We start from the raw sequence: 13657 nt of genomic DNA, 5'->3' as shown, positions 1-13657 counted from the left end.
GCGCCGGGCGACCGCGTCACGTATCCGTTGCGCGCAATTTCCTAGCGTTCGACCGCGTCGGCGAGCAGCCCGACCGAGAGTGCGTAGAAGTTCGAACAGTTGTAATCGAGGATCACCCGGTAGTTGCTGGTGAGCAGATACGCGGTCGCCCCCTGCCCGTCCGGTTCGAGCAAGGTCGCCATCACGCTGTCGGCTGGCAGACTGCGACCTTGTGGCGAGATCCCCAGCGCACGCCATTCGGCGATCGTTCGCCAACCGCTATGCCGCTCGAACACGCGCGGGCAGCGTGGCGACACGAGACGGTTGCGGACCTGCGACCGGTCGAACCCGGCGGGCACGTTGACCGCGACACCCCAGGGCTGGCCCGCACGCCAGCCGGCATCGACGAAGTAATTGCCGATCGAGGCGAGCGTATCCGCCGGGCTGTTCCAAATATCCGCGCGCCCATCGCCGTCGCCGTCGCGGGCCAGACGCAGATAGATCGACGGCAGGAATTGGGGGTTGCCGGTGGCTCCTGCCCAGCTCCCCTTCAACTGGTCGCGCGTTACGCCCCGATCGAGCATCTTGAGCCCTGCGATAAACTCCCCCGCGAACAGCGACCGCCGCCGGCCCTCATAAGCGAGGCTCGCAAGCGACCGGAGCAGATCGAAATTGCCGGTATAGCTGCCGTAATTCGTCTCATGCCCCCAGATGGCGACCATGACCGATTCAGGTACGCCGGTGGTCTGTTCGATCCGCTGCAATCGCGAGCGTTGCGCCTGATAGGTCTGGCGCCCGCGCGCGATCCGTGCCGCGTCGACATGCTGCGCGCGGTACGGCGCGAAGGCCGGGATCGCGCTGCTGTTGGTCGCGCCGGGTTGTTGCCGGTCGAGGTCGATGACCCGCTGGTTGAGCGTTAGCCCCGGAAACACCGCATCGGCCGTCCGCGTGCTCACCCCGTCCGCCAGCGCCTGCTGGCGAAGCGTCGTCATATACGCCTGAAATCCTGCATCGTCCTGTCCCAGCGCCGGGCCGCTGCCGGCCAGCGTGGCGACGACGCCGATCAAAACCCTGCGCACGCGCGCCGCTGCTGTCAATGAACCACCCATGGTCAGGCTGTGCCACAGCGAGGTCTCGACCGGAACCTCGTATCGTCGCACGATCGGCACATTCAGCCGTGGCGCGGGCCCACGCGATGCGTCGCCAGCATGTCACACAAAGATCATAACGCGCTTGCACAATCCGGCGACTACGCCTAACCGCAGCGCCGTCGGGGAGTGGCGCAGGCTGGTAGCGCACCTGGTTTGGGACCAGGGGGTCGCAGGTTCGAATCCTGTCTCCCCGACCATCTTTTCAGCACGGTAAATCCGAACTGACTAAGCGTCGGGCCATACGATTGGCGTTCCGTCTCGCAGGTTGGAGCTGCGCTTGCGTCGTCTAGGCACCCCGCCGAAATAGTCATCTTTCGTGCGCGTCAGGCCACTACGCATGCGTACGGTCAGCTCTTACTCGCGACGCAAGCTCCAGGTTGACTGGTTATCGGATGGTATGCTCGGGCTAGGCCGTTCCATTGCCCGGAACCGTATGATCTGCCACGAGGCGGCCGATCGCACAGATGGTATCTATGATACCATTTTGATACCGGAGAATTGCGGCATGCCACGACGTACCTGCGCGGCTTCTCGCCTGACGATGTCGGTAGCTAGTTTGGCAGTGATCGTAGCGACCCCTGCTTTTGCGCGGCCTGCGACGTTGCCAGCGCTGTTTCCGGCACCGGTATCCTCTGTGCTGGGTGAGGGGGCGATCACGCTGGGCCGTTCGGTAGTCCTGATCGAAGCGCCAGGCGTAGACCGCGAGACGGTGATGCTAGTGCGGCGAATACTGGCGTCGGCAGGCGTAGAAACCATCGCGACGGCGCGACGCCTCCCGCCCCTCATCGACCGACCGCACATTGTCGTGGGGATCGGCAGCGCGGGCGTCGTGCGCGATGCGTTGGCGCGGAGCGGCGCCGTGATTGATGACCATCCCGAGGGCTATACGATTGCCAGCGTCGCGGCGGGTGACGCGGGCGTCATCACATTGGCGGGACGTGATGCCGACGGCCTGTTTCACGCCGCCCAGACGTTTCGCCAGTTGGCGGCACAGGCGAGCATCCCGGCGGTCGTCATCCAGGATCACCCGGCAATGCCGATCCGCGGCACCATCGAAGGCTTCTACGGCGCCCCATGGTCGATGACGGAGCGTACGAAGCATTTGAACTTCCTCGCGACCGTCAAGGCGAACACCTACGTCTATTCTCCCAAGGATGATCCGTATGCGCGCGATCGGTGGCGCGAGGCGTATCCTGCAGCAACCTTGACCGCGCTCGCAGGATTGGCGACGACAGCGCGTCGGAACCACGTCGATTTCGTGTATGCGATCTCGCCGGGGCCCACGGTCTGTTTCGCCGACCCCGCCGACGCGAAAGCGCTGGAACGCAAGTTCGATGCGCTGCGCGACATCGGCATTACCAGCTTCTACGTGGCGCTCGACGATATCGAATACACCAAATGGAATTGCGACAAGGACATGGCGGCTTTCGGCCCGTCTGGTGCGCAAGCGGCCGGCATTGCGCAGGCGCGGTTACTGAATGGCGTGCAGGCGTATCTGACCAGGAAGGATCCCGCCGCGCATCCGCTCATCATGGTGCCGACCGAGTATTTCGATGCGAAGGAAAGCCCGTACAAGGCCGCGTTACGCCAATATCTCGACCCGCGCATCGTCGTGCAATGGACCGGTACCGATGTCGTACCGCCCGCCATCTCGGTGCCAGATGCCAAAGCCGCGACGAAGGCGTTCGGGCGAAAGACGCTGTTGTGGGACAATTATCCAGTCAACGACTATGCGCAGTCGGCGGGGCGGCTGTTGCTGGCGCCGTATGCCCGGCGCGAGGCCGGTTTGTCTGGTGAACTGACCGGGATCCTGTCGAACCCGATGAACCAGGAAGCACCGAGCCGCGTCGCGGTGACCGGCGTCGCGGCGTTCGGATGGAACGACAAGGGGTATGATGCCGACCGGACATGGCATGCCACCGCGAGGGATCTGGCCGGCGGCGACGCGCGTGCGACCGCTGCACTTCTGATGTTTTTCGATACGCAGCACATGGCTCCGACTTTCGGCACCCAACCCTGGCAGGAACAGGCGCCGCGTCTGAAGGCGCTGCTCGACCGGGTGCGCGAGGCAATCGCTGACGGAGACGATGCCGGGCGACATCGGGCAATCGCCGACCTTAGCCAACGTGCGGACGAAATCACGAACGCTCCTGACATCATCCGCGCGGGCACCGTCGATCCCGATTTCGCCGCGCAGTCGCGTCCCTGGCTGGACGCGATGCAACGATGGGGCCGCGCGCTCCATCTGACTGCAGCCGGGCTAGATGCGGCGGATCGCGGCAGTCCCGCTGCCTCGCGCTACTTCGTCGAGGCCGGGCGGCTCGCGTCGGAGGCGGCGGCAATCCGGTCGATACCGGGCGCGACCCGGTTCGATGGTCCGATCAAGATTGCTGACGGCGTGCTGGACCGGTTCGTCGCCGATGCACCGATGCTGATCGGAGCCGATCACCTACCGGTCACCGGTCCGGTAGCGGAACGCTCGGGCGGCTGAGGCAAAAGCCGTTTCTGGGTTCCGTGATCGTCTATGCAGATCGAAGGGATGCGCCCTCGCCATCGGGAACCGCGCGGCATAAGATACAGCCATGCGGATCGCGATCATCGATACAAGCACTACGCGGGCGGCGATTATCTCGGATGGCCTGCGCGAGGCGGGGCTCGACGATATCGTCGTGATCGACGGTACACCGGGGATGGTCGCGGCGCTGGAGAAGGCGGCGCCCGAGGTAGTGTTAATCAACCTCGAAAATCCCAGTCGCGACGTGCTCGAGGAGTTCTTCGCGGTGTCACGGGCGCTGGCCCGGCCGATCGCGATGTTCGTCGACCAGAGCGATGCGGAGTCCACCGCCGCGGCCGTTGATGCGGGGGTGTCGGCGTATATCGTCGACGGCCTCGCCAAGCAGCGGATCAAGCCCGTCATCGATCTTGCGATCCGGCGGTTCCAGGCGTTTGCGCGGTTGCAGGCCGAGCTTCACGAAGCGCGTAGCGCGCTGGCCGATCGCACCACGGTCGACCGCGCGAAGGCGATCCTGATGAAGCGCCGCGGGATCGACGAGCCGACCGCCTACGGCCTGCTCCGCGCGCAGGCGATGCGATCCAACCGCCGGATCGCCGAGATCGCCGACGCGATCATCACCAGCGATGCGCTCATGGGAGATTTGTGATGGCGCTCGACCGGGTCCGCATCGGCTTCCTCCCACTGGTCGATGCGGCGCTGCCGATCCTCGCGCGCGAACGCGGGTTCGCGGAGGCCGAGGGGCTGGAGATCGAACTGGTCCGCGATATGACCTGGGCGACGGTGCGTGACCGGCTGCTGTACGGCCATACCGATGCCGCGCACATGGTCGCGCCGCTGGCGATCGCAACGGCGCTCGGGCGCGGGCGGCCGGCGGTGCCGATGGCGGTACCGTTCGTGCTGGGGCTGAACGGCAACGCGATCACGTTGTCGTTGCCGTTGGCCGCGGAGGTGCTGGACGGGGACGCGTTGGGCGATCCCGTCTTGCTCGGCGCGCGGTTGAAGGCGGTGGCGATCTCGCGTGCTGCGGCGGGGCGGCGGCTGCGGTTCGGCGTGGTGCATCGCTATTCGAGCCATAATTACATGCTGCGCTATTGGTTGGCGCAGGTGGGCATTCGGCCGGATATCGATGTCGAGATCGTCACGACCAGCCCGACCTTCGCCGCCGATGCGCTGGCGGCGGGCGAGGTCGACGGGATCTGCGTCGGCGAGCCGTGGAACGGCGTCGCGGTCGATCGCGGAGTCGGACGGATCGCGCTGGTGACGGCGCAGATCTGGCGGCGGGGCGTCGAGAAGGTGCTGGCGATGCGCGCGGCGACGCTGGTCGAGCGCGGCGACGTCGTCCACCGGCTGATCCGCGCGCTTCACGCCGCCGCTGCGCAGTTCGTCGATCCGGATACGCTTGAGGCGAATGCGGCGATCCTGTCTCGCGCGGACTATCTCGATGCGCCGGTCGATGCGGTGTCGCGGGCGATCGGCGACCGGGTGCGGCTGGTGAAGGATGCGGTGCCGATCCACGTGCCGGACTTCATGTTCCAGTACCGCGAGGCGGCGAACTTCCCGTGGCGGAGTCAGGCGGCATGGCTGTATTCGCAGATGGTGCGGTGGGACGGCACGCCGTTCTCGGCCGAGGAGGCGGACGTCGCGCAAGGCGTGTTCCGGCCGGACGTGTACCGCGCGGCGCTGGCGGGTTCAGACGCGCCGCTGCCCAATGCGAGTTCGAAGCTGGAGGGGGCGATTGGCGCGGACAGTATCGGCGCGGGATCGACGCAGGGGCGGCTGATCCTCGGGCGCGATGCTTTCTTCGATCGGCGCGCGTTCGATCCGGATGATATCGAGGGGTATCTGGCGGGGTTGCCATAAAGGCTAACGCGATCCGCCACCCCGGACTTGTTCCGGGTCCACCGTGCCGCACATCCCATACTGCCGGTCTCGCGGCACCGTGGATGCCGGAACAGGCCCGGCATGACGGAGTGGGTGGGAAAGGTCTCGCATCCCGAATCTGCTGCACGTGCGAAATGAAGCTTGCGCGATACGGCCACTTCGGTCATCTTCGCATTGTCCGGCAAAGGAGTCGGACGCGAAATCACCGCGAGACCGGCTCCAACGACGGGACCTGACCGCGTAGGGCGATCCACCGATCGTCCATAGGCAACGAAGCCGCTCCGATGCGTCCGCAAGGTCGCCGTCGGGGCGGCTTTTTCTTTGTCCGTCGCAGATGGGGGAAAACATGCTGTTCGCATCACCGGGTATCGACATCACCGCGCCCAAGGCCACACGGATCGACCTGTTCAGTGCCGCCACGCCGCAAATGCGCGCGTTCCATGTGACATGGCTGGCGTTCTTCGTGTGCTTCTTCGCCTGGTTCGCCGCCGCGCCCCTGATGCCGCTGATCAAGGCCGAGTTCGGCCTCAGTAAGGACCAGATCGCCAACATCAACATCGCCGCGGTCGCGGTGACGATCCTGGTGCGGCTGGTGGTCGGGCCGCTCTGCGACCGGTTCGGGCCGCGGCGCACCTATAGCTGGTTGCTGCTGCTCGGCGCGATCCCGGTGTTCGGGCTTGCGTTCGCGCAGACCTATGAGACGTTCCTGTTCTTCCGCCTCGCAATCGGTGCGATCGGCGCGTCGTTCGTCATCACGCAATATCATACTAGCGTGATGTTCGCGCCCAACGTCGTCGGCACCGCCAACGCGACCGTCGGCGGCTGGGGCAATGCGGGCGGCGGCGCGGCGCAGAGCCTGATGCCGCTGGTCGTCGCGGCGCTGATCGGCTTGGGCGTTGAGCAAGTCTGGGGATGGCGGGCGGCGATGTTCGTGCCGGGTGTTGCGATGGTGGTTATGGCGTTGGTCTACGCGCGGTACACGCAGGACACGCCGCAGGGCGACATCGTCGACCTCCGCGCGGCGGGCATCGAACTGGACGGCGGCAAGGCGACCGGCATGGCGATCTTCCGCCGCGCGGCCGCGAATTACCGAACCTGGATGCTCGCCGCGACCTATGGCGCTTGCTTCGGGGTCGAGATCTTCATCCACAACATCGCCGCGAGCTATTACGTCGACCGGTTCGGGCTTTCGCTGACCAATGCGGGCCTCGCGGCCGGGATATTCGGTGGTCTCGCGCTGTTTGCTCGTGCGCTCGGCGGGATCGCGAGCGACCGGATCGCGCTTGCCAAGGGGCTCGATGGCCGTGCGCTGCTGTTGTTCGTGTTGATGCTGGGCGAAGGCGTGGGGCTGGTGTTGTTCGGTCATGCCGGCAGCGTGACGCTGGCTATCCTGGCAATGACGATGTTCGGGCTGTTCACGCACATGGCGTGCGGCGCGACCTATGCGCTGGTGCCGTTCATCGACCGCAAGGCGCTGGGCGGGGTCGCTGGCCTGATCGGCGCGGGCGGCAATATCGGCGCAGTCGCAGCGGGATTCCTGAACAAGGCATCGGCCACCCCGCAGCAATGCCTCGTAATGCTCGGCTACATCGTCGCGGGCACGGCGGTCTGCGCGCTCGCCGTCCGCTTCTCCGCCACGCACAAATCGAACGAGCGCGCGCTGCTCGACGCCGCGCTCGACGCACGCCGCACCAGCGACCGCTCGGCCAACGGCGCGCTCCCCGCGTGACCCCCCTTCCCCGGCTCCAACGCGACTGGACGATCTGATGGAATTCCAAAACATCACCCCCTCCCCCGATACCCGCGAACACCTCGTCGTGATCGGCAACGGCATGGCCGGCTGTCGCGCAGTCGAGGAACTGATCGCACGCGACCCGACCCGCTACCGCGTGACGATCTTCGGCGCCGAGCCGCATGTGAACTACAACCGCATCATGCTGTCGCCGGTGCTGGCGGGCGAGAAGACGTTCGAGCAGATCGTCATCAACGATCACGCTTGGTACGCGACTAACACGATCGAACTCGTGACCAGCGACCCGGTTCAGGCGATCGACCGCGCCGCGAAGACCGTCACCGCGCGGTCGGGGCTGACCGTGTCGTACGACAAGCTGCTGATCGCGACCGGCTCCGATCCGTTCATCATTCCCGTCCCCGGCAAGGACCTGCCCGGCGTCATCTCGTTCCGCGATATGGCGGACGTCGATCACATGCTCGATGCCGCCGGAAAGGGTGGCGCGGCGGTGGTGATCGGTGGCGGGCTGCTCGGGCTGGAGGCCGCGCACGGGCTCACGTTGCGGGGCATGAAGGTGACGGTGATCCACCTCATGCCGACGTTGATGGAGCGCCAACTCGACGAGGCAGCGGGCTGGTTGCTCAAGTCGGCGCTGGAGGCACGCGGTCAGGTCATACTCACCGAGGCGAACACGGCCGAGATCGTCGGTGAAACACACGTCGAGGGCGTGTTGCTCAAGGACGGCACGCTGATCCCCGCCAGCCTCGTCGTCATGGCGGTCGGCATCCGTCCCTCCGTCGCGCTCGCCCGCGACGCGGGGCTGGAGATCGGCCGCGGGATCAAGGTCGACGACCATATGGTCACCAGCGACCCATCGATCCTGGCGGTCGGCGAATGCGTCGAGCATGACGGCAATGTCTACGGTCTCGTCGCGCCGCTGTGGGACATGTGCCGTGCGCTCGCCGACGGGTTGACCGACAGTCACAGCGGCTATCGCGGATCAGTGACCTCGACCAAGCTGAAGGTCGCCGGGCTCGACGTGTTCTCGGCGGGCGATTTCTCGGGCGGCGCGGGCGCGGAGGACATCGTCCTGCGCGATGCGTCGCGCGGCATCTACAAGCGCGTCGTGGTCAAGGACGACCGGATCGTCGGCGCGGTGCTGTACGGAGACACGACCGATGGCGGCTGGTATTTCGACCTGCTCAAGCGGGCTGAGGATATCGCCCCCATCCGCGACATGCTGATCTTCGGCCAGTCCTTCGCCTCCGGAGGAGGCGCAGCGGACCCTAAGGCGGCCGTTGCGGCGCTCTCCGACGATGCGGAGATCTGCGGCTGCAACGGCGTCACCAAGGGCAAGGTCGTGGCGTGCATCGGCGCCGGCAACGCGACGCTCGACGCGGTCCGCGCGACCTGCAAGGCGTCGGCGTCGTGCGGATCGTGCACCGGGCTGGTCGAGACGCTGCTCGCGGTCACGCTGGGCGACGAGTATTCGGGCGAACGTGACGTCAAGACGATGTGCAAATGCACCAGCTTTGGCCACGACGACGTCCGCCGCGAGATCGTCGCGCAGGGCATGCGATCGATCCCCGAAGTGATGCAGAAGATGAGTTGGTCGACGCCGGACGGGTGTTCGTCGTGCCGCCCGGCGCTCAATTACTATCTGCTCTGCGCGCTGCCGGGCGACTATAAGGACGACCAGCAGAGCCGGTTCGTCAACGAACGGCTGCACGCCAACATTCAGAAGGACGGCACCTATTCGGTCGTGCCGCGGATGTGGGGTGGGCTCACCAACCCCCGCGAGCTGCGCGCGATCGCCGACGTCGTCGAGAAATACGATGCGCCGATGGTCAAGGTTACGGGCGGCCAGCGGCTCGACATCTTCGGGATCAAGAAGGAGGATCTGCCCGCGGTCTGGGCCGATCTCAACGCCGCCGGGATGGTCAGCGGGCATGCGTACGGCAAGTCGCTGCGCACCGTGAAGACCTGCGTCGGGTCGGACTGGTGCCGGTTCGGGACGCAGGATTCGACCGGACTCGGCGTCAAGGTCGAGCGGATGACCTGGGGCAGCTGGATGCCGCACAAGTTCAAGATCGCGGTCAGCGGCTGCCCGCGCAACTGCGCCGAGGCGACGATCAAGGATTTCGGCGTGGTCTGCGTCGATTCTGGGTACGAGCTGTCGGTCGGCGGCAATGGCGGGATCAAGGTCCGCGCGACCGACTTCCTGTGCAAGGTCGCGACCGAGGAGGAGGCGATGCAGTACTGCGCCGCGTTCATCCAGTTGTACCGCGAGGAAGCGCGCTATCTGGAACGCACCGCGCCGTGGATCGAGCGGATCGGCGTGGAATATATTCGCGAACGGATCGCCGATGATGCCGAGGGCCGCGATGCGCTGGCGGCGCGGTTCCTGTTCTCGCAGCAGTTCACGCAGGACGATCCGTGGGCGGCGCGCGCGGCGGGGGAGCATCGCGAGCAGCATGCGCCGATGGCGCGCTTCACGCCCATCGACCCGCCCGTCGCTATCGGGAGGGAAATGGCATGATCGGCGAATGGCTCGATATCGGCTGGGTCGACGAGATCCCGGTCCGCGGCAGCCGCACGGTGCAGGTCACCGGCGGTGACGACATTGCGGTGTTCCGCACCGGTGACGGCAAGGTCTTCGCGCTGGCGGACCGGTGCCCGCACAAGGGTGGGCGACTGTCGCAGGGCATCGTGCACGGCGGCGCGGTGGCGTGCCCGCTGCACAACTGGCGGATCGCGCTGGATACGGGCGAGGCGCTGGGCGAGGACAAGGGGTGTACGCCTGTGATCCCGGTGAAGGTGAGCGGTGGGCGGGTGCTGTTGTGCCGGACCTCGACGATGAAGGCGGCGGCGTGAGGGGTGTGCTTCATACTCAAGCCCCTCCCCTTCAGGGGAGGGGTTGGGGTGGGGCGGTGCCGCACACAAAGTCGTTCGTCTCTGCGAGCCTGAGACGCCCCACCCCCAACCCCTCCCCTGAAGGGGAGGGGCTTTGAACGCGCCCGTTCGCACCACCTGTGCGTATTGCGGTGTCGGGTGCGGCATCCTCGCGACCTCGACCGGCGAGCGGACCGCGCGCATCGCCGGCGACCCAGACCACCCCGCCAATGCCGGCAAGCTCTGCTCGAAGGGCACGCATCTCGGCGAGACGATCGGGCTCGAAGGCCGCCTGCTCACGCCAATGATCGGCCAGCGGCGCGCGTCGTGGGACAAGGCGCTCGACCTCGTCGCCAAACGCTTCCGTGACACGATCGCGCAACACGGTCCCAACAGCGTCGCCTTCTACGTTTCCGGGCAGTTGCTGACCGAGGACTATTACGTAGCCAACAAGCTGATGAAGGGCTTCATCGGCTCGGCCAACATCGACACCAATTCGCGGCTGTGCATGGCGAGCGCAGTCGCGGGCCACATGAGGGCGTTCGGTGAGGATATCGTCCCCGCGAGCTACGACGATCTCGACGCCGCCGACCTGATCGTGCTGGTCGGATCAAACACCGCCTGGTGCCATCCGATCGTCTATCAACGCATCCGCGCGCGCTGTGATGCTGGCGCGAAGCTCGTGGTGATCGACCCGCGCCGGACCGAGACCGCGGACGAGGCCGACCTGCATCTTGCGATCCGGCCCGGCACCGACGTCGCGCTGATGAACGGCTTGCTGGCGTGGTGCCGTGACGCGGGCGTGGTCGATTACGCCTATCTCGCCGCGCATGTGTCGACACCCGATGCGTTCTGGGACCAGATCGGCGAGGGCAGCGACCTGTGGTCGGTGGCGCGAACCTGCGACGTTTCGCCGCAGGACCTCAGGCGCTTCTATGAGCTGTTCGCCGCGACGCCGAAGACCGTGACGATGTTCAGCCAGGGCGTGAACCAGTCGCTGTCGGGCACCGATCAGGTCAATGCGATCACCAATCTCCACCTCGCGACCGGCCGCATCGTTAAGCCGGGTGCAGCGCCCTTCTCGATCACCGGTCAGCCCAATGCGATGGGTGGTCGCGAGGTCGGCGGGCTGGCATCGAGCCTTGCCGCACACATGGATTTCGCGCCCGAGAACGTCGCGCGTGTCGGGCGGTTCTGGGCCGCGCCGAACATGGCGACCAAGCCAGGGCTGAAGGCGGTCGACCTGTTCCGCGAGCTCGGCAACGGCCGGATCAAGGCGCTGTGGGTGATGGCGACCAACCCGGCGGTGTCGATGCCCGACGCGGGCCGTGTGCGCGAGGCGCTGGAGGCGTGCCCGTTCGTCGTCGTGTCCGACGTGATCGCGACGACCGATACCTCGGTCCACGCGCATGTCCACCTGCCCGCCTTAGCGTGGGGGGAAAAGGACGGCACCGTCACCAATTCCGACCGCACGATCAGCCGCCAGCGCGCCTTCATGGCTGCGCCCGGCGAGGCGAAACCCGACTGGTGGATCGTCTCCGAAGTCGGCCGGCGGATGGGGTGGAAGACCGCGTTTTCCTATGATCGCCCCGCCGAGATCTGGCGCGAGCATTGCCGGCTGTCAGGGTATGAGAATGACGGCACGCGGCTGTTCGCGCTGCCCGGCCACGCAGCCAAGGGTAATGCCGAGTATGACGCGATGACGCCGTTCCGCTGGGGCGGCACGCCGTTCGCGGATGGGCGTTTCTCGACGCCGGATGGTCGCGCGCGGCTGGTGCCGGTCGTGCAGAAACCGGTGGCCGCGCCGCTTGCGCAATGGCCGATGACGCTCAACACCGGGCGCTATCGCGACCAGTGGCATACGATGTCACGCACCGGCCTGTCGCCCAAGCTGGCACGGCACCGCGAGGAGCCTTTGGTCGAGATCCATCCCGACGACGCGGCCCGGCTGGGGATCGTCGATGGCGGGCTGGCGCGCGTGACGACGCCGCAGGGGGACAGCGTCTTCCGCGCGACCGTCGTCGCGACGCAGCGGGTCGGCGAGCTGTTCGTGCCGATCCACTGGACCGATCGCACCGCGACCGGGGGGCGTGCGGGGCTCCTCCCCCGCCCGCTCGCCGATCCGATCTCGGGTCAGCCGGGCTTCAAGTCTACCCCCGTGCGTATCGAGGTCGTGGCGATCGAATGGCGCGGCTTCGTCGTCGTCCGCGGCGAACTGGCTAGCCGCCCGGACTGCCTTTGGGCAACGCGCGTCGCGGTGCCATGCGGAACGGCGTGGGACGTGGCGGGCAACGGTGACGCGGCCACACTCGACACACTGCTGCCGAAGGGCCAGCGGATCGAGGCAATGGATGCCGCACGGGGTTCGCGCCGTATCGCGATCCTCGATGGTGGCAAACTCGCGGCCGTCCTGTTCGTCACGCGCAACGGCACGCTGCCACTGCGCGATTGGCTCGTCGCACAACTGAGCGAAGCGGTTGCCGCGCCTACCCTGCTCGCCGGTCGCGCACCGGGCGTGCAGGTCGACCGCGGGCCGATCGTCTGCGCGTGCTTCGACGTTGGGCTGAAGACCATCCTCGCCGCGATCGCCGACCAGCAACTCGCCGACGTTCCGTCGATCGGGGCTGCGCTGAAAGCCGGCACGAATTGCGGATCGTGCCGCCCGGCCCTCGCCAAACTCCTCGTCACGCAAGGATCAGCAAATGTCGCATGATTTCCCGCCTGGTTCGGTCTGGCTGGTCGGTGCCGGCCCCGGCGATCCCGATCTCCTGACGCGTAAGGCCGAACGGCTGATCGCCGCCGCCGATATCGTGTTCTTCGACGCGTTGGTCGGCGCAGGCGTCCTTGCACTCATTCCTGACGGCATCGAGCGGGTAAGTGTCGGCAAGCGATCGGGCCGCCATTCGAAGGATCAGGTCTCGATCAACGTCTTGCTCGCCAGGGCAGCGCTCGCCGGCAAGCGCGTCGTCCGGCTCAAGGGCGGCGATCCGTCGATCTTCGGCCGCTCGACCGAAGAACTCGACCACCTCGCCGCTAACGGCATCACGGTGCGGATCTGCCCCGGCATCACTGCCGCCAGCGCCGCAGCGGCGTCGGGTGGCGCCTCGCTGACGCTGCGCGGCCTCGCACGAAAGCTGACGTTCGTCACCGCGCACGCCCGCGCCGGCGAAGCGCTCGATCTCGACTGGACCGCCCTTGCCGCGCCCGATGCGACGCTCGCGGTCTACATGGGGCGCGCCGCCGCTGCCGAAGTCGGGCGCAACCTGATCACGGCGGGCCGATCGCCCGATACGCCGGTGATGGTCGCGGTCAACGTCTCGCTCCCGACCGAGCGCATCCTGCGCGGGCGGCTGTCGGCGCTGGCGTTTCTGGTCGAGACGATCAGCGACCATGATCCCTCGCTGTTGCTAATCGGCGAGGCTATTGCGGTAACGTCCGACACCGTGCGGCAAGCCTCGATCCATACTGACGAACGGCTGGCTTCGGCAACATAGGATGCTTGGACGA

At 66.7% G+C, this 13657-nt stretch carries 9 protein-coding genes and 1 tRNA gene; 9 read left to right on the top strand and 1 reads right to left on the bottom strand.

What is annotated here, in order from left to right; translation table 11 throughout:
* Positions 1–41 precede the first annotated feature (41 nt).
* On the bottom strand, positions 42–1088 hold the full coding sequence (locus tag U1707_RS01380) for a lytic murein transglycosylase (RefSeq protein ID WP_332799018.1): 1047 nt from the start codon (positions 1086–1088) through the stop codon (positions 42–44).
* A 162-nt stretch (positions 1089–1250) separates the two neighbouring features.
* Between U1707_RS01380 and U1707_RS01375 the strand changes: the two genes are divergently transcribed.
* From U1707_RS01375 to cobA, 9 genes are all read left to right on the top strand, one after another.
* A tRNA-Pro gene (locus tag U1707_RS01375) sits at positions 1251–1327 on the top strand.
* 365 nt (positions 1328–1692) lie between these two features.
* The gene (locus U1707_RS01370) at positions 1693–3621 is read left to right on the top strand and encodes a glycoside hydrolase family 84 protein (RefSeq protein WP_332798366.1); all 1929 of its coding nucleotides are present in this window, start codon (positions 1693–1695) and stop codon (positions 3619–3621) included.
* Positions 3622–3712: 91 nt separating this feature from the next.
* Positions 3713–4291: an ANTAR domain-containing response regulator gene (locus tag U1707_RS01365; protein WP_056414275.1), complete on the top strand. Its 579-nt coding sequence runs from the start codon at positions 3713–3715 to the stop codon at positions 4289–4291.
* Entirely contained in the window at positions 4291–5505 is a 1215-nt protein-coding gene (locus U1707_RS01360; RefSeq protein ID WP_332798365.1) for a CmpA/NrtA family ABC transporter substrate-binding protein, read from the top strand. Before U1707_RS01365 ends, U1707_RS01360 begins: the two co-directional genes overlap by 1 nt.
* Before the next feature lie 367 nt (positions 5506–5872).
* Positions 5873–7255 (top strand): MFS transporter, encoded by a 1383-nt coding sequence (locus tag U1707_RS01355; protein WP_332798364.1) that lies wholly within the window; start codon positions 5873–5875, stop codon positions 7253–7255.
* Positions 7256–7292: 37 nt separating this feature from the next.
* Positions 7293–9797: a nitrite reductase large subunit NirB gene (gene nirB / locus U1707_RS01350; RefSeq protein ID WP_332798363.1), complete on the top strand. Its 2505-nt coding sequence runs from the start codon at positions 7293–7295 to the stop codon at positions 9795–9797.
* Positions 9794–10132, top strand: coding sequence for a nitrite reductase small subunit NirD (nirD, locus tag U1707_RS01345; protein WP_175518279.1), 339 nt, complete (start codon positions 9794–9796; stop codon positions 10130–10132). The genes nirB and nirD overlap by 4 nt, the downstream gene beginning before the upstream one ends.
* Before the next feature lie 133 nt (positions 10133–10265).
* Positions 10266–12863 carry a molybdopterin-dependent oxidoreductase gene (locus tag U1707_RS01340; RefSeq protein ID WP_332798362.1) on the top strand — a complete coding sequence of 866 codons (2598 nt, stop codon included), beginning with the start codon at positions 10266–10268 and terminating at the stop codon, positions 12861–12863.
* Positions 12853–13644, top strand: coding sequence for a uroporphyrinogen-III C-methyltransferase (cobA, locus tag U1707_RS01335; RefSeq protein ID WP_332798361.1), 792 nt, complete (start codon positions 12853–12855; stop codon positions 13642–13644). Before U1707_RS01340 ends, cobA begins: the two co-directional genes overlap by 11 nt.
* Positions 13645–13657 lie beyond the last annotated feature (13 nt).

The sequence above is a fragment of the Sphingomonas sandaracina genome (assembly GCF_036663695.1).
In the GTDB taxonomy this organism is placed as follows: Bacteria; Pseudomonadota; Alphaproteobacteria; order Sphingomonadales; family Sphingomonadaceae; genus Sphingomonas.
Note: the sequence above shows the minus strand (reverse complement) of the source record. Positions and strands in the feature narration are given on the sequence as shown.